The organism is Klebsiella sp. M5al (assembly GCF_002090195.1).
GTDB lineage: Bacteria > Pseudomonadota > Gammaproteobacteria > Enterobacterales > Enterobacteriaceae > Klebsiella > Klebsiella grimontii.
The window spans coordinates 5,774,671-5,800,138 of the sequence record NZ_CP020657.1 but is presented as its reverse complement, the minus strand read 5'-3'; the positions used below and the strand labels follow the sequence as shown (position 1 = coordinate 5,800,138).

Genomic DNA, 25,468 nt, shown 5'->3' with positions numbered 1-25,468 from the left:
TCGTTGTTACACCGCCAGACTCAGGCCGCGCGTTTAGCGCGGCTTTTTTATGGGCGCAGGCATATCCAGCGACATCGCGGACGGTAAACGGCTGGCGAGCGTATCGACGGCAATTCGCACCCTCAGCGGTAGATGCGGCGTCTGTTGCCAGACCGCGTGAATGTCGAAGCGCACATCCGGCGCCTGCTTTAACAGCGGGACGAGTTTTCCCTCATGAATGTCTTTGCTGACCATCCAGCAGGGCAGCCATGCAATGCCGTGTCCGGCCAGCGCAGCGTCGCAGATCGCCTGCAAATCATCCATATTGAGCGATGAACGGGGTGTAAAGGTGTGCGAGGCACCTTCGTTATCCATCAGCTGCCAGGATAGCACTCTGCCTGCCTGCAGATAGTTAATGGCCGCATGATGGGGCAAATCATCAACGCTTTGCGGCGTACCCTTCTTCTGCAGATAATCCGGCGCGGCGCACAGTACCATGCGGTGTTCTCCCAGCCTTCTGGCGACCAGAACGCTGCTGTCCTGAAGCGTGCCGTTACGTACCGCCATATCAAACCCTTCCTCGACGAGATCCACGACCCGGTCGCTGAATGACATCTCCAGCTCAAGGCCTGGATGTTCCTGCGCCAGCGCGATCAGCAGCGGGGCGACGCACTGGCGACCAAACAGCACCGGCATGGCAACGCGCAGGCGGCCGCTGACCTGCTGTTTGCCCGTTTCCAGCAGCGATTCTGCGCCCCGAATTTCCTCCAGCGCGCGCAGGCAACGTTCATAAAAAAGGGCGCCGTTGTCGGTCAGGCTTTGGCTGCGGGTCGTACGTTGAAACAGACGTACCCCCAGTCGTTCCTCAAGGCGAGCGATGCTCTTTCCCACCGCCGAGCGCGACAAATGTAAACGGATTGCGGCCTGCGCAAAACTGCCCGCCTCAACGGCGGCTACAAAAACCGGAATATCCTTCAGCGTATTAGACATAGATTGTTTCTTTTCTGGCGTCAATAGTGGGAAAAGTTATCGCCACTGGTGACGCTGAGTCAACGGTAGACTGTCGATACTGAAGCTTATTTGATGCCAGGAGAAAAAAATGACAGAGACAATGCAGCGCTGGTCGATGAACGCCCTCGGGCGCGAGAATCTCAAACTCACCCAGGCGCCCGTGCCGCAGCCAGGGCCAGGAGAAGTCCGCGTTCGGGTGAATGCCGTTGCGCTCAACTACCGCGATAAAATGGTTATCGAAGGCTCCATGCCGATCGCGCTTTCCTTCCCGTTTACGCCGGCATCCGATATGGCGGGCGTGGTGGAAAGTACGGGAGAGGGCGTCACGCGTTTTAAACCCGGCGCTCGCGTCATCTCGACCTTTTTCCCTGAGTGGATCGACGGTAGGCCAACAGCGGACGCCCGCACTTTGCCCTATAAAACGACCGGCGGTTACTTTCAGGGGATGCTGGCTGAGTACGTGATTGTGAATGAAAACGGGCTGGTGGCCGCCCCGGAAACCCTGGATGACGCAGAGGCCAGCACCTTACCCTGCGCCGGGCTTACCGCATGGTTCGCGCTGGTGGAGCGCGGTCATTTGCGCGCCGGACAATCGGTGCTGGTGCAGGGCACGGGCGGTGTGGCGATATTCGCTTTGCAAATTGCCAAAGCGCAGGGGGCGGAGGTTTTTGTCACGTCGGGAAGCGATGAAAAACTGGCGCGGGCCAAACAACTCGGCGCCGATTATGGCATCAACCGGCTTAAAGGCGACTGGGCTGAAGGGATATACGAACTGACAAACGATCGCGGCATTGACCATATTATTGAAACCGTTGGTGGGGAGAACCTGAGGCATTCCCTGCGCGCCGTGGCGGTTCATGGGCGTATTTCGGTCATCGGCGTGCTGGCCGGCAGTGAAATCTCGCTGTCCGCGGGCGAACTGTTGCTGAAATCCCCCGTGATTCAGGGGATTGGCGTCGGGCACCGTCGTGCGCTGGAAGATTTCGTTCGCGCCGTTGACGTGACCGGGTTGAAACCTGTGATCGAGCACCGTTACCGCTTTAACCAGCTTGAACAGGCGCTAGAACACCTCGATCGCGGCGCGTTTGGTAAAATTGTCCTCACCCACGAGTAATATCTCGTCCCCGGGTTTTGCCTAAAAGGGGGGATTCTGCTGTGCAATGTAGCTCTATTTTTGTGGGCTTAATCGCGTTAGCATGAGTAAGGACTCATCTTACCCGGGGATTTCATGGCTATTAAACTGATTGCAATCGATATGGACGGCACGCTGCTGCTGCCTGACCATACTATCTCTCCTGCGGTGAAAACTGCGATTGCCGCAGCCCGTGAACGCGGCGTCAACGTGGTACTGACCACCGGCCGCCCTTACGCTGGCGTGCACAGCTATCTGAAAGAACTGCATATGGAGCAGCCAGGAGATTACTGCATCACCTATAACGGTGCTTTAGTGCAGAAGGCGAGCGACGGCAGTACCGTTGCGCAGACCGCGCTGGGCTACGACGACTACCGCTATCTGGAACAGCTGGCCCGCGATGTCGGCTCCCACTTCCACGCGCTCGATCGCAACACTCTGTATACCGCGAACCGCGATGTGAGCTATTACACGGTACATGAATCCTATGTGGCGACGATCCCGCTGGTTTTCTGCGAAGCCGAAAAGATGGATCCGAATATCCAGCTGCTGAAAGTGATGATGATCGATGAGCCGGCGATTCTGGACAAGGCTATCGCCCGCATTCCGGCTGAAGTGAAAGAGAAATACACCGTGCTGAAAAGCGCGCCGTACTTCCTTGAAATTCTTGATAAACGCGTCACCAAAGGCACCGGCGTGAAATCGCTGGCTGATGCGTTGGGTATCAAAGCGGAAGAGGTGATGGCGATTGGCGATCAGGAAAACGACATTGCGATGATTGAATACGCTGGCGTCGGCGTGGCGATGGACAACGCGATTCCGGCCGTCAAAGAAGCGGCAAACTTTATCACCAAATCCAACCTGGAAGACGGTGTGGCATATGCTATTGAAAAGTATGTCTTAAACTAAAGATCTCTTTCTGAAAAACCCGCGTTTATCGCGGGTTTTTTTATGCGCTGAGTTTACCCCACCGCAAAATCCCCAAACCGAATTGTCGTTTTTGTGATCTAAATTGTAGTACAACATATTTGTATTGTACTACATTGTGTCCATGGCGATGACGAGTGGTATCGCGTTAGTACTACAAAGTTGCGGTTAAATCCGCCGGTCGCGGTAAAGTAGAGGGAGATATCCAGAGCACAAGGACTCTCCATGACTCTCAATAAAACCGATCGCATCGTCATCACGCTGGGCAAGCAGATTGTCAGCGGCAAATACGTTCCCGGCTCTGCGCTGCCCGCGGAAGCCGACCTGTGTGAGGAGTTTGCCACCTCGCGCAATATCATTCGCGAAGTGTTCCGTTCGTTGATGGCTAAGCGGCTGATTGAAATGAAGCGCTATCGCGGCGCGTTCGTTGCACCGCGTAACCAGTGGAATTATCTCGACACCGACGTTTTACAGTGGGTGCTGGAGAGCGATTACGACCCGCGGCTGATTAGCGCGATGAGCGAGGTACGTAACCTGGTTGAACCCGCGATTGCCCGCTGGGCGGCCGAGCGTGCGACGTCGAGCGACCTGGCGCAAATAGAAGAAGCGCTCAACGACATGATCGCCAACAACCAGGACAGGGAGGCGTTTAACGAAGCGGATATTCGCTATCACGAGGCGGTGCTGCAGTCGGTGCATAACCCGGTTCTGCAACAGCTCAACGTGGCGATCAGTTCGCTACAGCGGGCGGTATTTGAAAGGACCTGGATGGGCGATGAGGCCAACATGCCGAAAACGCTCCAGGAACATAAGGCGCTGTTTGACGCCATCCGGCATCAGGACAGCGAAGCGGCGGAGCAGGCGGCGCTCACCATGATCGCCAGCTCGACACGAAGGTTAAAGGAAATCACATGACATCTCGCTACATCGCAATTGACTGGGGATCGACCAACCTGCGCGCCTGGCTTTATCAGGACGACCAGTGCCTGGAGAGCAGGCAATCGGCAGCAGGCGTCACGCGTTTGAACGGAGAATCCCCCGCGGCGGTGTTTAGTGAAATAACCCGGGGTTGGCGCGACGGCGCGACCCCGGCGGTGTTGGCAGGAATGGTCGGTAGCAACGTCGGCTGGAAGGTGGCGCCCTATTTGCCCGTTCCCGTTGATTTCTCCGCCATTGGCCAACAATTGACGTCCGTTGGCGACAAAGTCTGGATTATTCCCGGGCTGAGCGTCTCCCGCGACGCTAACCAGAATGTGATGCGCGGCGAAGAGACTCAGCTCCTCGGCGCGCGGATGATTGCCCCTTCTTCCATCTACGTGATGCCCGGCACCCACTGCAAATGGGTGCAGGCCGACCGCCAACAAATTAACGACTTTCGCACGGTGATGACCGGCGAACTGCATTATCTGCTGCTGCGCCACTCGCTGGTCGGCGCCGGGTTACCGGAGCAGGTCTCCGCTCCCGGCGCGTTTAACGCCGGGCTTGAGCGCGGCCTGCATTCGCCAGACATCCTGCCGCGGCTTTTTGAGGTGCGCGCTTCGCACGTGCTGGGGTCGCTGCCGCGCGAGCAGGTCGGCGAGTTTCTGTCGGGGCTGCTGATTGGCGCGGAAGTCGCCACCCTGAGCGAACGCTTTCGCGACCCGCAGGTCACCATTGTCGGCGGCGAGGCGCTGGCGAACCGCTATCAGCAGGCCCTGAGCGCCATTGGCCGTCAGACCACCGTGGTGTCAGGTGATAACGCATTTCAGACAGGAGTAAGGAGCATCATCCATGCAGTGGCAAACTAACTTACCGCTTATCGCTATCCTGCGCGGGATTACGCCGGAAGAGGCGCTGGCGCATGTGGGGGCGGTGATTGACGCCGGATTTGACGCCGTTGAAATTCCGCTCAACTCACCACAGTGGGAAAAGAGTATTCCCGCCGTTGTTGAGGCTTATGGCGATAAAGCCCTGATTGGCGCAGGCACCGTGCTTAATACAGAACGGGTGGACCAGCTTGCCCAAATGGGCTGCAGGCTTATCGTCACGCCCAATATTCAGCCCGAGGTCATTCGTCGTGCGGTGAGCTACGGCATGACGGTTTGTCCGGGATGCGCGACGGCGACGGAAGCGTTCGCCGCGCTGGACGCCGGGGCTCAGGCATTGAAAGTCTTCCCTTCTTCGGCTTTTGGCCCTGACTACATCAAAGCGTTAAAAGCCGTTTTGCCGCCGGAGGTTCCCGTTTTTGCGGTGGGCGGCGTGACGCCGGAAAATCTGGCGCAGTGGATAAAAGCAGGCTGTACCGGCGCCGGGCTGGGCAGCGATCTTTATCGCGCCGGCCAATCCGTAGAGCGTACCCAACGGCAGGCGGCAGCATTTGTTAAAGCGTATCGAGAGGCAGTGCAATGAAAATAACCAAACTCACCACGTATCGTTTACCCCCGCGCTGGATGTTTTTAAAAATTGACACCGACGAAGGCGTGGTTGGCTGGGGCGAGCCCGTGATTGAAGGGCGCGCGCGCACCGTAGAGGCGGCGGTGCATGAGCTCGGCGATTATTTGATAGGCCAGGATCCGGCGCGGATTAACGACCTGTGGCAGGTGATGTACCGCGCGGGCTTTTACCGCGGCGGTCCGATTTTAATGAGCGCCATCGCCGGTATCGATCAGGCGCTGTGGGATATTAAAGGCAAAGTGCTGAACGCGCCGGTCTGGCAGCTGATGGGCGGCCTGGTGCGCGACAAAATCAAAGCCTACAGCTGGGTTGGCGGCGACCGTCCGGCAGAGGTGATTGATGGCATCAAGAAGTTGCGCGGTATTGGTTTTGACACCTTTAAACTCAACGGCTGCGAAGAGCTGGGGCTTATCGATAACTCTCGTGCGGTGGATGCGGCGGTGAATACCGTCGCGCAAATTCGCGAAGCGTTCGGCAATGAAATTGAGTTCGGCCTCGATTTCCACGGCCGCGTTAGCGCGCCGATGGCGAAAGTACTCATTAAAGAGCTGGAACAGTATCGTCCGCTGTTTATTGAAGAGCCGGTGCTTGCCGAGCAGGCAGAATATTATCCCCGGCTGGCGGCGCAAACCTCGATTCCTATCGCGGCGGGCGAACGCATGTTCTCGCGCTTCGAGTTTAAACGCGTGCTGGAAGCCGGTGGGCTGGCTATTCTGCAACCCGACCTGTCGCATGCCGGCGGTATTACCGAGTGCTATAAAATCGCCGGAATGGCCGAAGCCTACGACGTGGCGCTGGCGCCGCACTGCCCGCTGGGACCCATTGCGTTGGCCGCCTGCCTGCACGTCGATTTTGTCTCTTATAACGCTGTCTTCCAGGAGCAAAGTATGGGTATTCACTATAACAAGGGCGCGGAATTACTCGACTTTGTGAAAAATAAAGAGGACTTCAATATGGAAGGCGGTTTCTTTAAACCATTAATGAAGCCCGGACTTGGCGTAGAAATAGATGAAGCGCGGGTTATGGAATTAAGTCAGAACGCGCCGGACTGGCGTAATCCATTGTGGCGTCTGGAAGACGGTGTTGTTGCTGAATGGTAGTATCTTAATTAGTTCATTAGTTTCTCAATATCAATCTCTGCCTTCTGTCAGAGGGATTCTTACTGCTGAAGGCAGGATGATGAGGTAATAATTTATGAGCATTGAACTCTATACATCTACACTAAAAAAACTCAATAGCAAAATAATACCTTTTGTGATTATTTGCTATTTTGTTGCAAACCTTGATAAAACCAATATTTCTATTGCGGCCTTACAAATGAATGCGGATTTAGGTCTGACAGCCAGCATGTATGGTCTCGGGGTGGGAATGTTCTATATCTCCTATATTATTTTTGAAATTCCCAGCAATGTTATTATGACCCGCATAGGTGCCCGTATTTGGATTGCGAGAATAATGATAACCTGGGGTATTGTAAGCGCAGGGATGTCGCTGGTACATACCCCAACGCAGCTCTATGTGATGCGCTTTTTGTTGGGAATGGCAGAGGCTGGGTTTACCCCCGGGATTATTTATTATATTTCCTGCTGGTTCCCTAAAAGTAATCGAGCTCGCGCTATGTCATTCTTTTATATGGGGTCGGTTCTGGCATCAATTATTGGTTTACCAATATCCGGGTTTATTTTGAATATGCACGGTATTGCTGATATCGCTGGTTGGCGTTGGTTATTTGCGATAGAAGGAATCCCGGCTATTATCCTTGGTGTGATGGTTTTATGGTTGCTGCCATCGAGTCCTGAAAAAGCACACTGGTTAACGGGTTCAGAAAAAGAATGGTTAGTATCACAATTAGAGGAAGATAATCGAAATGTAATGGTCAATAAAAATCATTCGTGGCTGAGCGCTTTGAAAAATAAAGTTGTGCTCTTATTAAGTTTGGTGTGGTTTTTACAAGCTTTCGGTTCTATTGGTATTACCTTGTTTTTACCTTTGATTCTAAAAAGCATCGCCAGCGAGCAAAGCAATTTTGTTATTAGCTTACTATCCGCGGTGCCGTTTATTTTTGCCTGCTTATTTATGTATCTTAACGGCCGGCATTCCGATCTCACCAAAGAGCGATCGTTGCATATGGGGTTACCATTGATTCTTGCCGGCGTATCGCTGGGGGTGGCTATCTATTCAGATAACCTACTGATCTCTTATATCCTGCTGGTGCTTACCGTTGGGTTCAACTTTGCTCTGACCCCCGTTTTTTGGGCGGTCACCACTGAAAAGCTTGCTGGCGTTGCAGCAGCAGCCTCAATTGCTTTTATTAACACTATCGCGAATTTTGTTGGCTTAGGCCTGCCTCCTGTTTTAGGCAAGATTAAAGATGTGACCCATAGCTATCACTACGGCCTGCTTATTGTTGCTATCGCACTGGTATTAGGAGGAATTATCGGTATAGCCGTTTCGCGTACTGGTAAAGATACCTCCTTAAAGCACTCTGCCCACTCTTCCTTATAAGCGAATAGATAAGTATGAAACTGAAAATATTAAAGCAAGCATCATTGCCTGACCAACTTACGGCGGAGCTGAACAGTCTGTATGAAGTTTATGAATATGAGGCGCTTACACGCGAAGAGTTGGCAGTCCTGGCTGAACAATTCACTATTATGATCACCAATGGTGAGGCCACCGTAACGCGCCAGCTGATTTCCAGCCTACCCTCTCTGGAGCTTATTGCTGTGTTTGGCGTGGGTTATGATGGGGTTGATGTTCGTGCTGCGGCAGATCATCGTGTGGCTGTCAGCCATACGCCGGGCGTATTAACGGATGATGTTGCTGATTTAGCGATGGGGCTGATGTTGGCGACATCGCGACAAATCGTTTCTGCACAGAAGTTTATTGAGGCGGGAGGCTGGCGTCAGGGGGGCTTTCAGTGGACGCGTAAGGTCTCGGGCTCGCGTGTTGGGATCGTTGGGATGGGGAGAATTGGGCAGGCAATAGCCCGACGCTGCGAAGGGTTTGCGATGCAGATTGCTTATAGCGATCGGAAAGCAATACCGGGGCTGGATTATCCGTGGATTGAGGATATTTCAACACTGGCGTCACAAACAGATTTTTTAGTGATATGTACGCCAGGAAGTGCGGAAAACCAGGCGCTTATTGATGAACGGGTACTCTCGGCTCTGGGCGCGAGCGGCATTTTAATCAACATTTCTCGCGGCAGCGTTGTTGATGAATTTGCTCTGATAAAAGCCCTCGAACAAGGAATTATCGCCGGAGCAGGATTGGATGTTTTTAGCCAGGAGCCAGAAGTGCCGCAGGCGCTCCTGCGCCGCGCGAACGTGGTGGTCACGCCACATATGGCAAGCGCGACCTGGAGTACCAGGGAGGCTATGTCCAGGTTAGTTCTTGAAAACGTGTCGGGATGGGCAAAAAATAAGACTTTGGTTACGCCTGTTCCCGCGCTTGAACCATAGTCATTTTTTGGCGGATCAACTACTCTGAAGCGCAACTTAGGCTTCAGAGTTTATCTCCCATGAAACAAGTCACTTTTGCTCCCCGCCATCATCAGCTTACCAACACCCACACCTGGACGGCGGACAGCCGGTGGCTGGTTTTTGACGTTCGTCCCTCTGGCGCCTCTTTTACCGGCGAAACGATCGAGCGGGTGAATGTCGAGACGGGAGAGGTTGAGATCCTCTACCGTGCCGGACAAGGCGCGTACGTTGGCGTGGTGACCGTTCATCCATCGGTAGATAAATATGTCTTCATCCACGGTCCGGAAAACCCGGATAAGCGCTGGCATTACGATTTTCACCATCGCCGCGGCGTGGTGACGTATCAGGGGGAAACGCGCAACCTTGATGCGATGGATATCACTCCGCCCTATACCCCTGGCGCGCTGCGCGGCGGCAGCCATGTACATGTTTTCAGCCCGAACGGCGAGCTCGTCAGTTTTACCTATAACGACCACGTGCTGCATGAACGCGATCCGGCGCTGGATTTACGCAACGTTGGCGTGGCGGTTCCCTATGGCCCGGTAATACCCCGTGGGGATCATCCACGGCAATACGGCGGCAGCCACTGGTGCGTGCTGGTCAGCCGCACAACGTCGTCCCCCGCGCCGGGCAGCGACGAGATTAATCGCGCCTATGAAGAGGGCTGGGTCGGTGACCGGGCGCTGGCGTTTATTGGCGATACGCGAGCGATAAACGGCGACAAAGTGCCGGAGCTGTTTATTGTCGAGCTGCCGCAGAGCGAGCAGGGCTGGAAGCAGTCTGGCGATGCGCCGCTTGCTGGAACGGACGCCACGATGCCGGCTCCCCCCGCCGGCGTGGTCCAGCGCCGCTTAACGTTTACCCATGAACGTCGTTACCCGGGGCTGGTGAATACGCCGCGACATTGGGTGCGGGCCAACCCGCAGGCAACGGAGATGGCTTTTCTGCTGCGCGACGATGCCGGGGTGGCGCAAATGTGGCTTATCTCGTCGCAGGGTGATGGGCTGCGGCAGCTGACCCACAACCGCTCTGATATCCAGTCGGCGTTTAACTGGCATCCGTCGGGGAAATGGCTGGGCTTTGTGCTGGAAAACCGAATCGCGCTTTGTGATGCGCTGAGCGGGGACATCCTCTTTTTGACCGACGAACATGCCAATCCGCCATCGGCCGATGCGATCGTCTTTTCGCCAGACGGCAAACAGCTTGCCTGGATGGAGGAGGTAGACGGTTACCGCCAGCTATGGGTAACCGCAACGGGGCGCTAAATTACTGATTAGTCATCCGCGCTGGCGGGATCACGGAGTTGGTCGCCAGCGTCTCTTTCTCGCTCTTTTCAACGCGCGATTTGACCGAGCTGTCGGTGCGGAACATATCCCACGGCAGCAGCAGCGTGTCCATTACCGCCGTAAGGGGCATATCCAGCGCCACAAGGGATTTCGTTCCCCAGTTGGCATCGCTATCTCCCAGCATTTGCGCGCTGGCGCGCGTTCCCGGATAGGTTCCTTCCTTACCGCCGGTATGTGACATCACGCTGGAGCAACCGCCTAAACTTATCATCCCGCTAAACAGGACCAGCTTTAACAGACCGTTTTTCATCATTTTTCCGTCATCGTTACGGGCGTTGATAGAACCTTCAATGTACAAAAATTTCAGAGCGCCGCCGGTAAAGACGCGGTCTGAAGAATGGCGTACATATCGGTTATATCGGGCCATTCCATGGATGCATAGTGCGATTGCGCCGCACTGTGGCAGGCGTCGCACTTTGCCTTTTGTGCTGTCACTCCAGTCTAAGCAATAGACCGCAAACTGCAAAAAAAATTGCCCTCTTCACCTTGAAAAGGGCATGGATATACCCATTTTAGGAATGTGTCACTCAGAGAATACGCCGAATGGGTATTCCGCTTAATAACGACCTGTCCATGATGGAAGGTCAGATAATTCTCGCTGATTTCAGGAGCTATGTATTATGCGTAATTTCGATCTCTCCCCGCTGTATCGTTCTGCTATTGGTTTCGACCGCCTTTTCAATCTGTTAGAAAATAATCAAAGCCAGAGTAATGGCGGCTACCCTCCGTACAACGTTGAGTTAGTAGACGAGAACAACTACCGCATCGCGATTGCGGTGGCCGGTTTTGCCGAGAGCGAACTGGAAATTACCGCTCAGGATAATCTGCTTATCGTGAAAGGCGCCCATGCCGCCGAACAGAAAGAGCGTACTTACCTCTATCAGGGCATCGCTGAACGCAATTTTGAGCGTAAATTCCAGCTGGCGGAAAATATCCATATTCGCGGCGCCAACCTGGTAAACGGCCTGCTGTATATCGACCTCGAGCGAGTGATTCCCGAAGCGAATAAACCGCGCCGTATCGAGATCAACTAATTTCCTTGGGCCGCCAACGCGGCCCGGTATTAATGCAAAAATCTGCCTGCCGTCAGGGGGCAAATGCGAATCCGCAGGATTTGCAGCTAACCACTCGCTTCTTAGAAGGAGAAACACAATGCGTAACTACGATTTATCCCCGCTGCTGCGTCAATGGATCGGTTTTGACAAACTGGCCAACGCGCTGCAAACCGCCGGTGAAAGCCAGACCTTCCCGCCTTATAACATCGAAAAAAGCGACGATAACCACTATCGCATTACCCTTGCGCTGGCCGGTTTCCGTCAGGAAGATTTGGATATCCAGCTTGAAGGCACGCGCCTGACGGTAAAAGGCGCGCCGCAGCAGCCGGAAAAAGAGACCAAATGGCTACACCAGGGGCTGGTTAACCAGGCGTTTAGCCTGAGCTTCACGCTCGCCGAAAATATGGAAGTCTCCGGGGCTACCTTTACCAACGGCCTGCTGCATATCGATCTGACCCGCAACGAGCCGGAACAGATCGCCCCGCAGCGCATCGCCATCAGCGAGCGCCCCGCGTTAGATAGCTAATTAAGCGAACCACTCATAAGGCCCCGATTTTCGGGGCTTTTTTGTGCGCGGGAGCGCATTAAATCCCCTTGCTGCAACGGATGTTTCAGTTTAAAAAATAATCAGATTTTATAGGCTCACTGAAACAAAGGATCTGTAATGAACGAACAGCAGCCATTCGAAGCGATCAAAAATAGAGATGAGGCGGGGAGAGAATATTGGTCTGCCCGAAACCTTGGCCATTACTGGACTATAAAGAGTGGAGAAATTTTCAAAAGGTAATCTCAAAAGCGATAATTTCATGTGAGGCGAGCGGTCAGCTACCCTCAGACCATTTTGTTGAGTCCAACAAAATGGTCGAATTGGGTTCCGGTTCCAGCAGGAATCTTGAAGACATTCATCTATCCCGCGACGCCTGCTATCTGGTTGTGCAAAATGGCGATCCGTCGAAACCGGTCATTGCCGCGGGGCAAACCTACTTTGCGTTGCAAACCCGGCGTCAGGAACTGAAGGACGATCAAACCTTTAAATCTCTACGAGAGGATGAGAAGCGGCTATTTTTGCGCAATGAGCTGAAAGAACATAATAAACACCTTGTTGAAACGGCCCAGCTAGCGGGCGTACAGACAACGCTGGATTTCGCTATTTTCCAGAACCATGGCTATAAAGGCCTCTATGGCGGACTGGATCAAAAAGCGATTCACGAGCGTAAGAGGCTGAAGAAAAGCCAAAAAATTCTCGACCATATGGGGTCTACTGAACTTGCAGCCAACCTGTTTCGCGCTACTCAAACGGAAGAAAAACTACGCCGGGATGAGGTTGATACGAAGCAGTTGGCCAATCAAACCCATTATGAAGTAGGTCAAAAAGTACGCCAGACTATCAAAGAACTTGGCGGCACGATGCCGGAAGCGCTTCCTTCCCCGGAGAAAAGTATTCAGCAGCTAAAAATCGCCGCGAAAAAGAACTGTTCCCCTGAGTCGTAAACCTGATCCCGTGATTATTGTGCGCCAGGCGGCATACAGCCTGGTGAGTACCGGTCATAATCCTCATTGTGAGTAATGTTATACACAGGGAAGAGACGATGAGTGATATAGCATTGACCGTTAGCGTATTGGCGCTGGTGGCGGTCGTCGGATTGTGGATCGGCAATGTAAAAGTGCGCGGCGTCGGCTTCGGTATCGGGGGCGTGCTGTTTGGCGGCATCATCGTCGGCCACTTTGTGGACCAGGCGGGCATTACGCTCAGCAGCCCAATGCTGCACTTTATTCAGGAATTCGGCCTGATTCTCTTTGTGTATACCATCGGTATCCAGGTCGGGCCGGGCTTCTTCGCCTCGCTGCGCGTCTCCGGCCTGCGGCTGAACCTCTTCGCTATTCTGATCGTCATTCTCGGCGGCTTGGTCACCGCGGTCCTGCATAAACTGTTCGATATCCCTCTTCCCGTGGTGCTCGGTATCTTCTCCGGCGCGGTAACCAACACGCCTGCGCTGGGGGCCGGACAGCAGATCCTGCGCGACCTTGGCGTACCGCTTGATACCGTCGATCAGATGGGGATGAGCTACGCCATGGCCTATCCATTCGGCATCTGCGGCATTTTGCTGACCATGTGGCTGGTGCGACTGTTTTTCCGCATTAACGTCGAGAAAGAGGCCCAGCAGTTTGACGAGATCAGCGGCAACGGCCATGCGCATCTTCAGACCATCAACGTGCGGGTCGAAAACCCGAACCTGAACAATATGGCGATTCAGGATGTGCCGATGCTCAACAGCGACAAGCTGATCTGCTCGCGCCTCAAGCGTGAGGAGATGCTGATGGTGCCCGCGCCAAATACCCTGATTCAGCTTGGGGACCTGCTGCATCTGGTCGGGCGGCCGGAGGATTTGCACAATGCCCAACTGGTGATTGGCAAGGAAGTTTCCACTTCGCTCTCCACGCGCGGTACCGATCTGAAAGTCGAGCGCGTGGTGGTCACCAACGAAAAAGTGTTAGGTAAAAGGATTCGCGATCTGCACTTTAAACAGCGCTATGACGTGGTGATCTCGCGCCTCAATCGCGCCGGGGTTGAACTGGTGGCCAGCAGCCATGCCAGCCTGCAGTTCGGTGATATTCTCAACCTGGTCGGCCGTCCGGAGGCGATTGACGCGGTGGCCGCCGAGCTTGGCAACGCCCAGCAAAAACTGCAGCAGGTGCAGATGCTGCCGGTATTTATCGGCATTGGCTTAGGCGTGCTGCTGGGCTCTATTCCGCTGTTTATTCCGGGGTTCCCGGCGGCGCTGAAGCTGGGTCTGGCCGGAGGGCCGCTGATTATGGCGCTGATCCTCGGGCGTATCGGCAGCATCGGTAAGCTGTACTGGTTTATGCCGCCCAGCGCCAACCTCGCGCTACGCGAGCTGGGTATTGTGCTGTTCCTGGCGGTGGTTGGGCTGAAATCCGGCGGCGACTTTGTGGCGACGCTGATTGAAGGCGACGGTATGAGCTGGATTGTCTACGGCATTTTTATCACCGCGATCCCGCTGCTGGCGGTCGGTATTCTGGCGCGCATGTTGGCGAAGATGAACTACCTGACCCTGTGCGGCATGCTGGCCGGTTCAATGACCGACCCTCCGGCGCTGGCTTTTGCCAACAACCTGCATGCCACCAGCGGCGCGGCGGCCCTTTCATACGCGACGGTTTATCCGCTGGTCATGTTCTTACGTATTATCACGCCGCAGCTACTGGCGGTGCTGTTCTGGGGGATAGGTTAACGGATTCTCCGCGCGGACGCGCCGCAGGTGGTAGTCCACCTGATAGACGCTGGCGTTACGGAACATCACCGAATAGTTCAGAAACTCGCCGCTGTCGCTGTAGGAAAGGGAGGTAATACGCAGCAGCGGCGTCTGTTCCGGCACGTTCATCGACTGCGCCAGCTGCCTGTCAGCCAGCACCGGCGACAGCGTTTCATAGTTACCGCTGATGGTTAACCCGCACTCCTTCTCGATGTAATCGAACTTCGATCCCTCCAGATGCGCCAGCGACAGATTGCGAAACAGCTTTACCGGCATATAGCTGTCTTCGAGCATGAGCGGCTTGCCATCGACATAGCGCACCCGGCGCGAGAAGTAGATCCGTTCATCAATTTGTATCCGCAGCAGGCTGGCGATAGCCGGAGGGGCGGGCATGACCTCGAAAACCAATACCCGGCTGATCACCTCTTTACCCTGCTTGCGCAGCACTTCGGCCAGCCCGGTCAGATTGGTGGTTTCATGATGCAGGTCTTTACGGGCGACATAGGTGCCGGAGCCGTGCCGACGCACCACCAGCCCCCAGGCGACCAGCAGATCTATCGCCTTGCGGATGGTCATGCGCGCGACGCCAAACTCTTCCGCTAGTTTTTTTTCCCCAGGAAGCGGGCTGCCGACCTCGAAATCGGAGGAATTCAGCCGCAGACGCAATCTGTCGGCGATGGATTTGTAGATCACCAGTAGACCTCTATTCACTCAGTTGAAAACGATTGAGCATGAATTATTCACTATAAAAATACAGTAAATACATGTGGATAAAGACTATTCGTTATAGCGCCTTAAACAGCGCAATTCATCATGTCTAATTTTTAATTAAAAAGTAGACAACATTGGCGTAATTAAAACCATGAAAGCGATCACGAATCGCAACGGCGCCGCATGTTGTTGGAGGGGCAAATTTCTATTCTCATCTCAGGCCAGTACAAATAGTTACCCTGAATAATTCACCGCGGCAGGTGAAGCATGGCGGGTATGAATAAGGCCACTCACCCTATGAGTTGTTACATGAGGATTATCAAATGCTCAGTCAAATACAACGCTTTGGCGGCGCCATGTTTACCCCGGTTTTACTCTTTCCTTTCGCCGGGATCGTGGTGGGTATCGCCATTATGTTGCGCAACCCGATGTTCGTCGGCGAAGCGCTCACAGCACCCGACAGTTTATTTGCTCAGATCGTTCACATTATTGAAGAGGGCGGCTGGACCGTCTTTCGTAATATGCCGCTGATTTTCGCCGTCGGTCTACCGATCGGCCTGGCGAAACAGGCCCAGGGCCGTGCCTGCCTGGCGGTGCTGGTTAGCTTCCTCACCTGGAACTACTTTATTAACGCGATGGGGATGACCTGGGGCCACTTCTTCGGCGTCGACTTTTCCGTTGAGCCAACGGCAGGCAGCGGCCTGACGATGATGGCCGGGATTAAAACGCTTGATACCAGCATTATCGGCGCGATCGTCATTTCCGGGCTGGTGACCGCCCTGCATAACCGCTATTTCGATAAGCCGCTGCCGGTGTTTCTGGGGATTTTCCAGGGCTCCTCGTTTGTGGTGATTGTTGCCTTCCTGGCAATGATCCCCTGCGCCTGGCTGACCCTGCTGGGCTGGCCAAAGGTGCAGATGGGCATTGAATCGCTGCAGGCCTTTTTACGCTCGGCCGGCGCGCTGGGCGTCTGGGTATACATTTTCCTTGAGCGCATTCTGATCCCGACCGGGTTACACCATTTCGTCTATGGCCCGTTTATCTTCGGCCCGGCGGTCGTGGAAGGGGGGATTCAGGTTTACTGGGCGCAGCATTTACAGGCGTTCAGCCAGAGCACCGAGGCGCTGAAAACCCTGTTCCCGGAAGGCGGATTCGCGCTGCACGGTAACTCGAAGGTCTTTGGTTCGGTGGGGATTGCGCTGGCGCTCTACTTTACCGCCGCGCCGGAAAATCGCGTCAAAGTTGCCGGGCTGCTGATCCCCGCCACGCTGACCGCCATGCTGGTAGGTATCACCGAGCCGTTAGAGTTCACCTTCCTGTTTATTTCGCCGCTGCTGTTTGCCGTCCATGCGGTACTGGCGGCCACCATGGCAACGGTGATGTATATCTGCGGCGTGGTAGGCAACTTCGGCGGCGGCCTGCTGGACCAGTTCCTGCCGCAAAACTGGATCCCGATGTTCCACAACCACGCGTCGATGATGTTTATCCAGATCGGCGTTGGCGTGTGCTTCACCGCACTCTACTTCGTCATCTTCCGCACGTTGATTCTGCGCCTGAACCTGAAAACGCCTGGCCGTGAAGAGAGCGAAATTAAGCTCTACAGCAAAGCGGATTACCAGGCCGCGCGCGGTAAAACCAGCGCCGCCGGGGCAGCGGACACCAAACTGGGCCAGGCCGCCGGCTTCCTGCAGGCGCTGGGCGGAGCGGGCAATATCGAAAGCATCAATAACTGCGCCACCCGACTGCGCATCGCGCTGGTCGATATGGCGAAGACCCAAAGCGACGACGTTTTTAAAGCGCTGGGCGCCCACGGCGTAGTCCGCCGCGGCAACGGGATTCAGGTCATCGTCGGCCTGCACGTTCCCCAGGTCCGCGACCAGCTCGAAACCCTGATGAAAGATTCTCTACAGACCGAACAAACCACCATGACGGAGGCAGTATCATGAAAAAATTCTCAGTTGTTATCGCAGGCGGCGGCAGTACCTTTACCCCGGGCATCGTGCTGATGCTGTTAGCGAACCAGGATCGCTTCCCGCTGCGGGCGCTGAAATTTTACGACAACGACGGCGCGCGTCAGGAGACCATCGCCGAGGCGTGCAAGGTGATCCTTAAAGAGCAGGCGCCGGAGATCGCGTTCAGCTACACCACCGACCCGCAGGCGGCCTTTACCGACGTTGATTTCGTGATGGCGCATATCCGTGTGGGCAAATACCCGATGCGTGAAAAAGATGAAAAAATCCCGCTGCGCCACGGCGTGCTGGGCCAGGAAACCTGTGGCCCTGGCGGGATCGCCTACGGTATGCGCTCCATCGGCGGCGTCCTGGAGCTGGTGGACTATATGGAAAAATATTCGCCGAACGCCTGGATGCTGAACTACTCCAATCCGGCGGCCATTGTGGCGGAAGCGACCCGTCGCCTGCGTCCGAACGCTAAAATTCTCAACATCTGCGATATGCCGATCGGTATCGAAGGACGGATGGCGCAAATCGTCGGCCTTAAGGACCGTAAGCAGATGCGCGTGCGCTACTACGGGCTGAACCACTTCGGCTGGTGGACCTCGATTGAAGATCTGCAGGGTAACGATTTGATGCCGAAACTGCGCGAATATGTGGCGAAATACGGTTATGTTCCGCCGTCAAACGACCCGCACACCGAAGCCAGCTGGAACGACACTTTCGCCAAGGCGAAAGACGTACAGGCGCTGGACCCGGATACGATGCCGAATACTTACCTCAAGTACTACCTGTTCCCGGACTACGTCGTGGCGCACTCCAATCCGGAACGCACCCGCGCCAATGAGGTGATGGATCATCGTGAGAAAAACGTCTTTAGCGCCTGCCGGGCGATTATTGCGGCGGGCAAATCCTCCGCCGGCGATCTGGAAATTGACGAACACGCTTCCTACATCGTCGATCTGGCGGCGGCGATTGCCTTTAATACCCAGGAACGGATGTTGCTGATTGTGCCGAACAACGGCGCGATTCATAACTTTGACGCCGATGCGATGGTGGAAATTCCGTGCCTGGTGGGCCACAACGGACCGGAGCCGCTGACGGTCGGCGACATTCCTCACTTCCAGAAAGGGATGATGAGCCAGCAGGTGGCGGTGGAAAAACTGGTGGTGGATGCCTGGGAACAGCGCTCTTACCATAAGCTGTGGCAGGCCATCGCGCTATCGAAAACCGTGCCGAGCGCATCGGTTGCCAAAGCGATTCTTGATGATCTGATCGCGGCCAATAAAGCGTACTGGCCGGAACTGCATTAATCCCGCTGACCGGCATCCGTGCGGTGACGGTCATTCATTTATCGGCCTGATAACCTGACGTTAAACGGTTATCAGGCCTGAACTTTTTCTGCACGGGGCGATTATTGATGCCTTCCGCTTTGGCTGTCAGGTAGAATCGGCGGTATTTTACGCAATCGGCAACCCATCACGGAGTCATGATGAAAATATCCCGCCTTGGCGAAGCGCCGGATTACCGCTTCTCGCTGGCGAATGAACGTACCTTTCTGGCGTGGATCCGCACTTCGCTTGGCTTTTTAGCCGGCGGCGTCGGCCTGGACCAGCTGGCGCCGGATTTCGCGACGCCGCTGATCCGCGAAATTCTCGCTCTGCTGCTGTGCCTGTTTGCCGGCGGCCTGGCGATTTACGGCTATATACGCTGGCTGAGCAATGAAAAGGCGATGCGGCTTAAACAGGACCTTCCCTATACCCGCACCCTGCTGCTGATCAGTATTCTGCTGACTATCGTTATCGTGGTGGTCATGGCGCTGGTGCTCTATGCCGGATAATCGCCGGGCGCGCCGCGAGAACGACCCGGGCCTACAGCCGGAGCGCACGTCGCTGGCCTGGTTTCGCACCCTTTTAGGCTATGGCACGCTGCTGGCGCTGGCGATTAAGCACCACTGGCATCAGGCGGGGCTTCCGTTCTGGATTTCGCTGTGCATATTGCCGTTCGTCGCCGTCATCCTCTGGCGCTATACCCGCAGCCGCAATGTGATGGATGTTGAGCACAGTGATTTCGTCCAGCGGCAGGCGGTTCGTGACAAATTTTTGATCGCATTCGCAGTACTTTCCCTGTCATTGTTGTTTGCTGTAACCCATATACGACAAGTGATTTTGTTTATTAAGGATGTGATATGACAGGATGTCAGGCCGATTACGGTGACGATCGGCACTGCGGTAACTGCCAGTCTCTGGCGAGCGATATCCCGGTACGGGAAGTGATTATCCATCGTCAGGAGTGTGAGCGCCCAGAACGCGTCTACCACCAGCTCAGCGCGCAGGGGGCAGCGGCTATCAAGTTTATTCCCCATCTGCAACCTTCCGACGCCCGGCTGTGGGGGGATTTTCTCTGCGCGGTGTTTGCTATTTGGATCAAAGAAGACGCTAACCGCATCGTCGTGCCGCTGTTTGAGGCCACGCTGCGCGCCTGGCGCGGTGAGACAGTACGTTATGAGAATAATCCGCCGGGACCGGCCTGCGCGGGCTGCGCCTGGCTAAGATTATGCGGTGGCGGCTGCCCGCAGCTGCGACTGGAGGATGGCTCCAACGCGCTATGCGAGGGATACCGGCAGTTTTATAGCTGGAGCGCCCCCTATATGCGCGTTCTGCGCGATTTACTCAACCAGCACCGCTCGCCGGTTGAGCTCATGCATCTGCTGCGCTAAAAAAATGGCGACGAGAGAGCCTTCGTCGCCATGGTGTTTACCTGCCGGGAGGGTTACCGCCCCTTCGCCAGATACTGCGCCATCTCCTCTTCCGGCACCATGCCGCCGCCGGTCGCCCACACCAGATGGGTCGCGTTGCGCATCTGCTCCGCGGTGAAACCGTGCATCCGCTGATACGCCTCGCTGGCGCAGACCCGCTGTGGCCCGGCCATGCCGGCCAGCGCGGATGGCTCCAGGCGAATACCTTCTTCTTCGGCTAACCAACCCAGCATATCGTACATAGTCTGGTCATCGAGAGAGTAGAACCCATCCAGCAGGCGCTCCATTGCCCGGCCCACGAAACCGGAAGCGCGGCCGACCGCCAGACCGTCGGCGGCGGTCAGATTATCGATCCCCAAATCCTGAACTGAAATCTGGTCATGCAGGCCGGTATAGACCCCCAGCAGCATGCAAGGGGAGTGGGTCGGCTCGGCGAAGAGGCAGTGGACGTGGTCGCCAAATGCCAGCTTCAGGCCGAACGCCACCCCGCCGGGGCCGCCGCCCACGCCGCACGGCAGATAAACAAACAGTGGATGACCGGCGTCCACCACGCGCGCTTCGCGGGCAAACTGCGCCTTTAGCCGCTCGCCGGCCACGGCGTAGCCGAGAAACAGGGTGCGCGAGTTCTCATCATCGATAAAGAAGCAGTTCGGGTCAGACTCGGCGGCTTTGCGCCCCTGCTCAACCGCCACGCCGTAATCCTCTTCGTACTCCACGACCGTCACGCCGTGGCTGCGCAGTTTGGCCTTTTTCCACGCCCTGGCGTCGGCGGACATATGGACCGTCACCTTAAAGCCGATGCGCGCGCTCATAATGCCAATCGACATCCCCAGATTACCGGTGGAGCCGACGGCGATGCTGTACTGACTAAAGAAATCCCTGAACTCAGGAGTCAGCAGCTTGCGATAGTCGTCGGAAGTTTTTAATAACCCCGCGCCGATCGCCAGTTTCTCCGCATGGGTCAGCACCTCATAAATGCCGCCGCGGGCCTTAATGGAGCCGGAAATCGGTAGGTGGCTGTCTTTTTTCAGCAGCAGATCGCCGCTAATCGGCTGGCTAAAAGTTTTTTCCAGCCAGGCCTTCATTACCGGAATAGCCACCAGCTCAGACTCGATAATACCGCCGGTGGCCGCGGTTTCCGGAAAGGCTTCCGCCAGATAGGGCGCAAAGCGATCGAGCCGGGCGTGGGCGTCCTGAACGTCTTCTGTCGTCAGGCCAACGTAGGGTAACCCTTCCGCCAGCGACGTCGTTGACGGGTTAAACCAGGTAGTTTCTTTCAGGGCAATCAGCTCCTCCAGTAGAGGAAACTGTGCGAGTAAAGTGGTCATGTCAGCGTTTTTCATATTACGTCTCTTTGCGCTCAGATGATGAAAGAAAGCAGGAATGTACCGGCCAGTGCAAGCAGCGAAGCGATAAAGGTCGCCGTGGTATAGTATTTGAACGTTTCGTTAAGGCTTGCCCCGCAGTATTGTTTAACCAGCCAGAACAGGGAATCCGTTACGATAGTGCAGCCAATCGCGCCGGAGCCGATGGCGATAGCGATGATTTCCGGGCTCACGCCGGGATAGAGCGGCAGCATCGGCGCGACGATGGCGGTTGCGCCCATCATTGCGACGGTGGCGGAACCGACCGCGGCGTGCAGAATCAGCGCCACCAGCCAGGCCAGCAGAATCGGGTGCATATCGAGGTTCGACAGAATCACCGCCAGCGTATCGGCCAGGCCGCTGGTTTTCAGGATGGCGTTGAAGGCCCCGCCTGCGCCGATAATCAGCAGAATGTTGGCAATCGACCCGAAGCAGTTTTCCGTATGCGTCAGCAGGGTACTCATCCCCATATCCTGGCGGATACCCAGCACGTAGTAGGCCACGAAGACGGCGATAAACATGGCGGTGATCGGGTTGCCGATAAACTCCAGCAGCATATACAGCGTGCCGCCTTTGGTCATATTCAGTTCGGCGATGGTTTTGACCAGCATCAGGCCGATCGGCAGCAGCACCGTAAACAGCGTGGCGCCCAGCGACGGCAGGGTCTCTTCTTTGCGCACTTCGAGGTTAGCAAATTCAGCCGGAACCGCTTTAAACGGCAGGCGGTTGCCGAGCAGCCGCAGGAACAGCGGGCCGCCGACCAGCGAAGCCAGCAGGCCCACCAGCAGACCGTATACGATCACCGTGCCGATATCCGCGCCCAGCTTATTGGCGACAAACAGCGCCGCCGGATGCGGCGGCACCACGCAGTGCACCGCCATCAGCGCCGTACACAGCGGGATGGCCAGCTTGAGTAGCGACGTGTTGGTTTTTTTGGCAATGGAAAACGCCAGCGGGATCAGCAGCACCACGCCCACTTCAACGAACAGCGTGATCCCGCAAATCAGGCCCACCAGCACCATAATGACGTCAGCGGACAGCCAGCGGCAGCGCTGGAGCGTCAGGCCGATACGCTCAGCCGCGCCGGAGACCTCCATCATTTTGCCGAGAATCGTCCCCAGCCCAATCACCGCCGCCAGGAAGCCCAGCGTGCCGCCAATCCCGCTCTCGATGGCGTTAACCATATCCAGCGGGCTCATTCCCATCATGGCGCCGACGAAAAAGCTGGCCAGCAGCAGCGCCAGAAACGGGTGAAACTTCAGTTTGACGATAGTTAACACAATCAACACGATGCTAATCAGCAGCGTGCTCACAACCCAGATCTGAGATTCCATACCCCACCTCGCCTGTGAATAATCTATGGGTATTGAACAGAAAAACGGCACGTGCTGACAAACGATATAAACGGCTCTTCAGGTGAATCAAATTGAATCAAAAAGGTGATTTCGCTCTAATGTTGCCTATTTATTGTGCTATGAATCACTTTTTTTCATCTTTAAGCGCTCGGCAGGGCGATAATTTTCTTACACTCGGCGAGGAAAATTAAAGGAGTAGGTGATGGAGACGCTAAAAGATCTGGGTAATCGGCTGCTCAACGGCTGGCAGCTTTCGAAGCTGTATACGTTTGAAGTCGCTGCCCGCCATGAGTCGTTCGCCCTGGCGGCGGAGGAGCTGTCGCTGACGCCCAGCGCGGTGAGCCACCGTATCAATCAGCTGGAAGAAGAGCTGGGGATTCAGCTGTTTGTGCGCTCGCACCGCAAGGTGGAGCTGACGCATGAGGGCAAACGGGTGTTCTGGGCGCTGAAGTCCTCGCTGGACAGCCTGAACCAGGAGATTCTGGATATTAAAAACCAGGAGCTGTCGGGAACGTTAACGGTCTATTCGCGCCCGTCCATCGCCCAGTGCTGGCTGGTGCCCGCGCTCGGCGATTTTACCCGCCGCTATCCGTCGATCTCGCTTACCGTGCTGACCGGCAACGATAACGTCAACATGCAGCGCGCGGGCATCGACCTGGCGATCTACTTTGATGACGCGCCTTCCTCGCAGCTTAGCCATCATTTTTTGATGGATGAGGCTATCGTGCCGGTGTGTACGGCGGATTACGCGCGCCAGCATCAGCTGCAGCAGAATCCCGCCAACCTTCGCCACTGCACGCTGCTGCACGATCGTCAGGCCTGGAGCAACGATTCCGGCACCGACGAGTGGTTCAGCTGGGCGCAGAAATTTAGCATCGATTTGCCGCAATCGTCAGGAATTGGCTTCGATCGTTCGGATTTGGCAGTCATTGCGGCGATGCACCACGTGGGCGTGGCGATGGGGCGTAAGCGGCTGGTGCAAAAGCGCCTGGAGAGCGGCGAGCTGATTGCGCCGTTCGGCGAGATGACCCTGGAGTGCCATCAGCACTACTACGTGACGACCCTGCCGGGCCGTCAATGGCCGAAAATCGATGCCTTTATCAACTGGCTGCAGGGTCAGGCGCAATTATGATGACCGGCTTAGTTTCATCCCGGTGGCGCTGCGCTGACCGGGCTACGGGTTTACCGCTGTCTGCCGGTCGGTAGCCCGGACAGGCGCGTCAGGCGCCGCCTCCGGGAAATATGCCGGGACTGATACTTCGCCTCCGCTTCCCGGCTCGCGCTGCGCTTAGCCGGGCTACAGAGTCCCGGCAGTCTGCCAATCCGGTAGCCCGGACAAGGCGCGTCAGGCGCCGCCTCCGGGATGTCCACGAGGCCTTAAACCGGCAGCTGGTGTTGATGAAAGCGCGACGCCAGCGGCAGCCAGCATAGCAGAATCAGCAATCCCATCAGCATCATCAGCAGGCCAAGGCTGCCCTGGCCGGTTTGCGGCATCATTGCCGACAGCCACGCCAGCACGCCGGAACCAATATTCTGCAGTCCGCCCACCAGCGCCCCGGCGGTACCGGCGAGGAACGGGAAGGGCTCCATCGCGCCGCTGGTCGCCAGCGGGAACAGCATCCCGGCGCCAAAAAAGAACAGCGCGGCGGGAACCAGTAGGGTCCAGACGGTCATCACGCCCAGCAGGCCAGGGATCCACATCAGCACACCCGCCAGCAGGCAGCAAATCACCGACTGCCACATCAGCGTCGGGAAGCGTTTGTTCGGCCGGCCGGCAAACCAGGCGCCAAAGAACGCCGCCGGAATCGGTAGAATAAACAGAATGCTGACCGACATGCTGCTCAGACCCAGCACCGCGCCCATCAGTACGCCGGAACAGGCTTCGAATACGGCAATGCCCGCCAGGCCGCCGATCAGCATCAGCAGATAGCAGTTGAACGCGCCGGTACCGAACAGCGTTTTATAGTTGGTGATGAGCCGGGTACGCGGTGCGCCGGTGGGCCGGGTTTCCGGCATCCAGCGCGCCATGCTGAAGGTGACGCCGGCGCAAAGCACCAGCAGGAACACGAAACAGGCCCGCCAGTTCCACAGAGTATCGAGAATGCCGCCAATCAGCGGCGCCAGCAGCGGGCTGACCAGAATCCCCATATTCAGCAGACTATTGGCGTGCCTGAGCTGCGCGCCTTCATACAGATCGCGCGGCAGGGTACGCGCCATGACGCCGCCGACGCCGGTGCCCATGCCCTGCATCGCGCTGGCGGCAATCAGCACCGGCAGGCTATGGGTGGTGATGGCAACCAGCGTCGCCAGCATAAAAATAGACATCCCAACGAGGATCACCGGGCGGCGGCCAACGCGATCGGACAGCGGGCCGTAGAAGAGCTGCGAGACGCCGTAGGTCAGCAGATAAGCGGCCATCACGCTCTGCACCGCGCCTTCGCGAACGTTTAGCGATACCGCCATATCGGCAATCGCCGGAATATAAATGGTCTGCGCCATCTGGCCTACGGCCACCAGCAGTACCAGCATCAACAACAAATTGAAGTTCTTATGCCGTTTCATGTCGATGAATACTTTGTATAAAGTTTAGTATAGAGAATATGTGACTGGCACACCCGCAAAACGATGGAGGAATCTACCACATAATAATGACAGGACAACCACGTGACGGTGATTGTGGGAGGATTT

General features: G+C 56.0%; 24 protein-coding genes, 1 pseudogene and 1 other annotated feature. Of the genes and pseudogenes, 19 read left to right on the top strand and 6 right to left on the bottom strand.

Annotated elements, in window-relative coordinates; genetic code table 11:
• Positions 1 to 33: 33 nt before the first annotated feature.
• Positions 34 to 969 carry a LysR family transcriptional regulator gene (locus BWI76_RS27965; protein ID WP_004871823.1) on the bottom strand — a complete coding sequence of 312 codons (936 nt, stop codon included), beginning with the start codon at positions 967 to 969 and terminating at the stop codon, positions 34 to 36.
• A gap of 109 nt (positions 970 to 1,078) precedes the next feature.
• Here BWI76_RS27965 and BWI76_RS27960 point away from each other — a divergent pair, with 109 nt between their 5' ends.
• From BWI76_RS27960 to BWI76_RS27920, 9 genes are all read left to right on the top strand, one after another.
• The gene (locus tag BWI76_RS27960) at positions 1,079 to 2,104 is read left to right on the top strand and encodes a zinc-dependent alcohol dehydrogenase family protein (RefSeq protein WP_004871822.1); all 1,026 of its coding nucleotides are present in this window, start codon (positions 1,079 to 1,081) and stop codon (positions 2,102 to 2,104) included.
• Between the two features lie 114 nt (positions 2,105 to 2,218).
• A complete protein-coding gene (gene yidA, locus BWI76_RS27955; protein WP_004871821.1) occupies positions 2,219 to 3,031 on the top strand; it encodes a sugar-phosphatase in 813 nt (270 codons plus the stop codon).
• A 243-nt stretch (positions 3,032 to 3,274) separates the two neighbouring features.
• Complete coding sequence (dgoR, locus tag BWI76_RS27950; RefSeq protein WP_004126932.1) at positions 3,275 to 3,964, top strand: D-galactonate utilization transcriptional regulator DgoR; 690 nt, start codon at positions 3,275 to 3,277, stop codon at positions 3,962 to 3,964.
• A complete protein-coding gene (locus tag BWI76_RS27945) occupies positions 3,961 to 4,836 on the top strand; it encodes a 2-dehydro-3-deoxygalactonokinase (protein ID WP_004871818.1) in 876 nt (291 codons plus the stop codon). The genes dgoR and BWI76_RS27945 overlap by 4 nt, the downstream gene beginning before the upstream one ends.
• Positions 4,820 to 5,437 carry a 2-dehydro-3-deoxy-6-phosphogalactonate aldolase gene (locus BWI76_RS27940; RefSeq protein WP_004871815.1) on the top strand — a complete coding sequence of 206 codons (618 nt, stop codon included), beginning with the start codon at positions 4,820 to 4,822 and terminating at the stop codon, positions 5,435 to 5,437. Before BWI76_RS27945 ends, BWI76_RS27940 begins: the two co-directional genes overlap by 17 nt.
• Positions 5,434 to 6,582: a galactonate dehydratase gene (gene dgoD, locus BWI76_RS27935; protein ID WP_004871813.1), complete on the top strand. Its 1,149-nt coding sequence runs from the start codon at positions 5,434 to 5,436 to the stop codon at positions 6,580 to 6,582. The genes BWI76_RS27940 and dgoD overlap by 4 nt, the downstream gene beginning before the upstream one ends.
• 94 nt (positions 6,583 to 6,676) lie before the next feature.
• Positions 6,677 to 7,987, top strand: a complete 1,311-nt coding sequence (locus BWI76_RS27930) for an MFS transporter (RefSeq protein WP_004871812.1) — start codon at positions 6,677 to 6,679, stop codon at positions 7,985 to 7,987.
• A gap of 14 nt (positions 7,988 to 8,001) precedes the next feature.
• Positions 8,002 to 8,946: a 2-hydroxyacid dehydrogenase gene (locus BWI76_RS27925; RefSeq protein WP_004871811.1), complete on the top strand. Its 945-nt coding sequence runs from the start codon at positions 8,002 to 8,004 to the stop codon at positions 8,944 to 8,946.
• Positions 8,947 to 9,005: 59 nt separating this feature from the next.
• Entirely contained in the window at positions 9,006 to 10,232 is a 1,227-nt protein-coding gene (locus tag BWI76_RS27920; protein WP_049087036.1) for a DUF3748 domain-containing protein, read from the top strand.
• 1 nt (position 10,233) lies between these two features.
• On the opposite strand, the gene BWI76_RS27915 is transcribed toward BWI76_RS27920, so the two are convergent.
• A complete protein-coding gene (locus BWI76_RS27915; protein WP_004871809.1) occupies positions 10,234 to 10,566 on the bottom strand; it encodes a YceK/YidQ family lipoprotein in 333 nt (110 codons plus the stop codon).
• A gap of 298 nt (positions 10,567 to 10,864) precedes the next feature.
• Positions 10,865 to 10,940, top strand: a sequence feature (ROSE (Repression Of Heat Shock gene Expression) occurs in the 5'-region of heat shock genes and acts as an RNA thermometer to modulate expression.).
• On the opposite strand from BWI76_RS27915, the gene ibpA reads away from it, so the two are divergent.
• The 4 genes and pseudogenes from ibpA to BWI76_RS27895 all read left to right on the top strand — a co-directional run bounded on the left by ibpA (position 10,934) and on the right by BWI76_RS27895 (position 14,619).
• Positions 10,934 to 11,347: a small heat shock chaperone IbpA gene (gene ibpA, locus BWI76_RS27910; RefSeq protein WP_004126917.1), complete on the top strand. Its 414-nt coding sequence runs from the start codon at positions 10,934 to 10,936 to the stop codon at positions 11,345 to 11,347. Its footprint overlaps the feature before it by 7 nt.
• A gap of 118 nt (positions 11,348 to 11,465) precedes the next feature.
• On the top strand, positions 11,466 to 11,894 hold the full coding sequence (ibpB, locus tag BWI76_RS27905) for a small heat shock chaperone IbpB (protein WP_004126915.1): 429 nt from the start codon (positions 11,466 to 11,468) through the stop codon (positions 11,892 to 11,894).
• A 138-nt stretch (positions 11,895 to 12,032) separates the two neighbouring features.
• Positions 12,033 to 12,859: pseudogene (gene dinD / locus BWI76_RS27900) on the top strand (DNA damage-inducible protein D).
• 98 nt (positions 12,860 to 12,957) lie between these two features.
• Complete coding sequence (locus BWI76_RS27895; RefSeq protein WP_004126911.1) at positions 12,958 to 14,619, top strand: putative transporter; 1,662 nt, start codon at positions 12,958 to 12,960, stop codon at positions 14,617 to 14,619.
• Here the strand turns inward: BWI76_RS27895 and BWI76_RS27890 are convergent.
• A complete protein-coding gene (locus BWI76_RS27890) occupies positions 14,587 to 15,333 on the bottom strand; it encodes a GntR family transcriptional regulator (RefSeq protein WP_004871803.1) in 747 nt (248 codons plus the stop codon). The two genes, BWI76_RS27895 and BWI76_RS27890, sit on opposite strands and share 33 nt — an antisense overlap.
• 341 nt (positions 15,334 to 15,674) lie before the next feature.
• Between BWI76_RS27890 and BWI76_RS27885 the strand changes: the two genes are divergently transcribed.
• From BWI76_RS27885 to BWI76_RS27865, 5 genes are all read left to right on the top strand, one after another.
• Positions 15,675 to 17,297: an alpha-glucoside-specific PTS transporter subunit IIBC gene (locus BWI76_RS27885; protein WP_004871802.1), complete on the top strand. Its 1,623-nt coding sequence runs from the start codon at positions 15,675 to 15,677 to the stop codon at positions 17,295 to 17,297.
• Positions 17,294 to 18,616 (top strand): 6-phospho-alpha-glucosidase, encoded by a 1,323-nt coding sequence (locus BWI76_RS27880; RefSeq protein WP_004871800.1) that lies wholly within the window; start codon positions 17,294 to 17,296, stop codon positions 18,614 to 18,616. Before BWI76_RS27885 ends, BWI76_RS27880 begins: the two co-directional genes overlap by 4 nt.
• A gap of 179 nt (positions 18,617 to 18,795) precedes the next feature.
• Entirely contained in the window at positions 18,796 to 19,143 is a 348-nt protein-coding gene (locus BWI76_RS27875) for a YidH family protein (protein WP_004126880.1), read from the top strand.
• Positions 19,133 to 19,495, top strand: a complete 363-nt coding sequence (locus BWI76_RS27870; protein ID WP_024360555.1) for a DUF202 domain-containing protein — start codon at positions 19,133 to 19,135, stop codon at positions 19,493 to 19,495. The genes BWI76_RS27875 and BWI76_RS27870 overlap by 11 nt, the downstream gene beginning before the upstream one ends.
• Positions 19,492 to 20,022 carry a hypothetical protein gene (locus BWI76_RS27865; protein ID WP_004871787.1) on the top strand — a complete coding sequence of 177 codons (531 nt, stop codon included), beginning with the start codon at positions 19,492 to 19,494 and terminating at the stop codon, positions 20,020 to 20,022. Before BWI76_RS27870 ends, BWI76_RS27865 begins: the two co-directional genes overlap by 4 nt.
• A gap of 53 nt (positions 20,023 to 20,075) precedes the next feature.
• Here the strand turns inward: BWI76_RS27865 and dsdA are convergent, their stop codons facing one another.
• Positions 20,076 to 21,404, bottom strand: coding sequence for a D-serine ammonia-lyase (gene dsdA / locus BWI76_RS27860; RefSeq protein ID WP_024360557.1), 1,329 nt, complete (start codon positions 21,402 to 21,404; stop codon positions 20,076 to 20,078).
• A gap of 17 nt (positions 21,405 to 21,421) precedes the next feature.
• Positions 21,422 to 22,759 carry a D-serine transporter DsdX gene (gene dsdX, locus BWI76_RS27855; protein WP_004126868.1) on the bottom strand — a complete coding sequence of 446 codons (1,338 nt, stop codon included), beginning with the start codon at positions 22,757 to 22,759 and terminating at the stop codon, positions 21,422 to 21,424.
• Between the two features lie 223 nt (positions 22,760 to 22,982).
• On the opposite strand from dsdX, the gene dsdC reads away from it, so the two are divergent.
• Complete coding sequence (dsdC, locus tag BWI76_RS27850; RefSeq protein WP_004871772.1) at positions 22,983 to 23,912, top strand: DNA-binding transcriptional regulator DsdC; 930 nt, start codon at positions 22,983 to 22,985, stop codon at positions 23,910 to 23,912.
• Positions 23,913 to 24,157: 245 nt separating this feature from the next.
• Here dsdC and emrD read toward each other — a convergent pair whose 3' ends face one another.
• Positions 24,158 to 25,342 carry a multidrug efflux MFS transporter EmrD gene (emrD, locus tag BWI76_RS27845; RefSeq protein WP_004133092.1) on the bottom strand — a complete coding sequence of 395 codons (1,185 nt, stop codon included), beginning with the start codon at positions 25,340 to 25,342 and terminating at the stop codon, positions 24,158 to 24,160.
• Between the last annotated feature and the right edge of the window lie 126 nt (positions 25,343 to 25,468).

What these genes read in the sequence shown, in the direction of transcription:
- BWI76_RS27865 (WP_004871787.1), top strand. Translation starts at nt 19,492, where the DNA reads ATGACAGGATGTCAGGCCGATTACGGTGACGATCGGCACTGCGGTAAC.
- BWI76_RS27965 (WP_004871823.1), bottom strand. Translation starts at nt 969, where the DNA reads ATGTCTAATACGCTGAAGGATATTCCGGTTTTTGTAGCCGCCGTTGAG.
- BWI76_RS27895 (WP_004126911.1), top strand. Translation starts at nt 12,958, where the DNA reads ATGAGTGATATAGCATTGACCGTTAGCGTATTGGCGCTGGTGGCGGTC.
- ibpB (WP_004126915.1), top strand. Translation starts at nt 11,466, where the DNA reads ATGCGTAACTACGATTTATCCCCGCTGCTGCGTCAATGGATCGGTTTT.
- dsdA (WP_024360557.1), bottom strand. Translation starts at nt 21,404, where the DNA reads ATGAAAAACGCTGACATGACCACTTTACTCGCACAGTTTCCTCTACTG.
- dgoR (WP_004126932.1), top strand. Translation starts at nt 3,275, where the DNA reads ATGACTCTCAATAAAACCGATCGCATCGTCATCACGCTGGGCAAGCAG.
- BWI76_RS27960 (WP_004871822.1), top strand. Translation starts at nt 1,079, where the DNA reads ATGACAGAGACAATGCAGCGCTGGTCGATGAACGCCCTCGGGCGCGAG.
- BWI76_RS27920 (WP_049087036.1), top strand. Translation starts at nt 9,006, where the DNA reads ATGAAACAAGTCACTTTTGCTCCCCGCCATCATCAGCTTACCAACACC.
- BWI76_RS27930 (WP_004871812.1), top strand. Translation starts at nt 6,677, where the DNA reads ATGAGCATTGAACTCTATACATCTACACTAAAAAAACTCAATAGCAAA.
- BWI76_RS27945 (WP_004871818.1), top strand. Translation starts at nt 3,961, where the DNA reads ATGACATCTCGCTACATCGCAATTGACTGGGGATCGACCAACCTGCGC.
- dgoD (WP_004871813.1), top strand. Translation starts at nt 5,434, where the DNA reads ATGAAAATAACCAAACTCACCACGTATCGTTTACCCCCGCGCTGGATG.
- dsdX (WP_004126868.1), bottom strand. Translation starts at nt 22,759, where the DNA reads ATGGAATCTCAGATCTGGGTTGTGAGCACGCTGCTGATTAGCATCGTG.
- BWI76_RS27880 (WP_004871800.1), top strand. Translation starts at nt 17,294, where the DNA reads ATGAAAAAATTCTCAGTTGTTATCGCAGGCGGCGGCAGTACCTTTACC.
- BWI76_RS27925 (WP_004871811.1), top strand. Translation starts at nt 8,002, where the DNA reads ATGAAACTGAAAATATTAAAGCAAGCATCATTGCCTGACCAACTTACG.
- ibpA (WP_004126917.1), top strand. Translation starts at nt 10,934, where the DNA reads ATGCGTAATTTCGATCTCTCCCCGCTGTATCGTTCTGCTATTGGTTTC.
- BWI76_RS27915 (WP_004871809.1), bottom strand. Translation starts at nt 10,566, where the DNA reads ATGATGAAAAACGGTCTGTTAAAGCTGGTCCTGTTTAGCGGGATGATA.
- emrD (WP_004133092.1), bottom strand. Translation starts at nt 25,342, where the DNA reads ATGAAACGGCATAAGAACTTCAATTTGTTGTTGATGCTGGTACTGCTG.
- BWI76_RS27885 (WP_004871802.1), top strand. Translation starts at nt 15,675, where the DNA reads ATGCTCAGTCAAATACAACGCTTTGGCGGCGCCATGTTTACCCCGGTT.
- BWI76_RS27875 (WP_004126880.1), top strand. Translation starts at nt 18,796, where the DNA reads ATGAAAATATCCCGCCTTGGCGAAGCGCCGGATTACCGCTTCTCGCTG.
- yidA (WP_004871821.1), top strand. Translation starts at nt 2,219, where the DNA reads ATGGCTATTAAACTGATTGCAATCGATATGGACGGCACGCTGCTGCTG.
- BWI76_RS27940 (WP_004871815.1), top strand. Translation starts at nt 4,820, where the DNA reads ATGCAGTGGCAAACTAACTTACCGCTTATCGCTATCCTGCGCGGGATT.
- BWI76_RS27870 (WP_024360555.1), top strand. Translation starts at nt 19,133, where the DNA reads ATGCCGGATAATCGCCGGGCGCGCCGCGAGAACGACCCGGGCCTACAG.
- dsdC (WP_004871772.1), top strand. Translation starts at nt 22,983, where the DNA reads ATGGAGACGCTAAAAGATCTGGGTAATCGGCTGCTCAACGGCTGGCAG.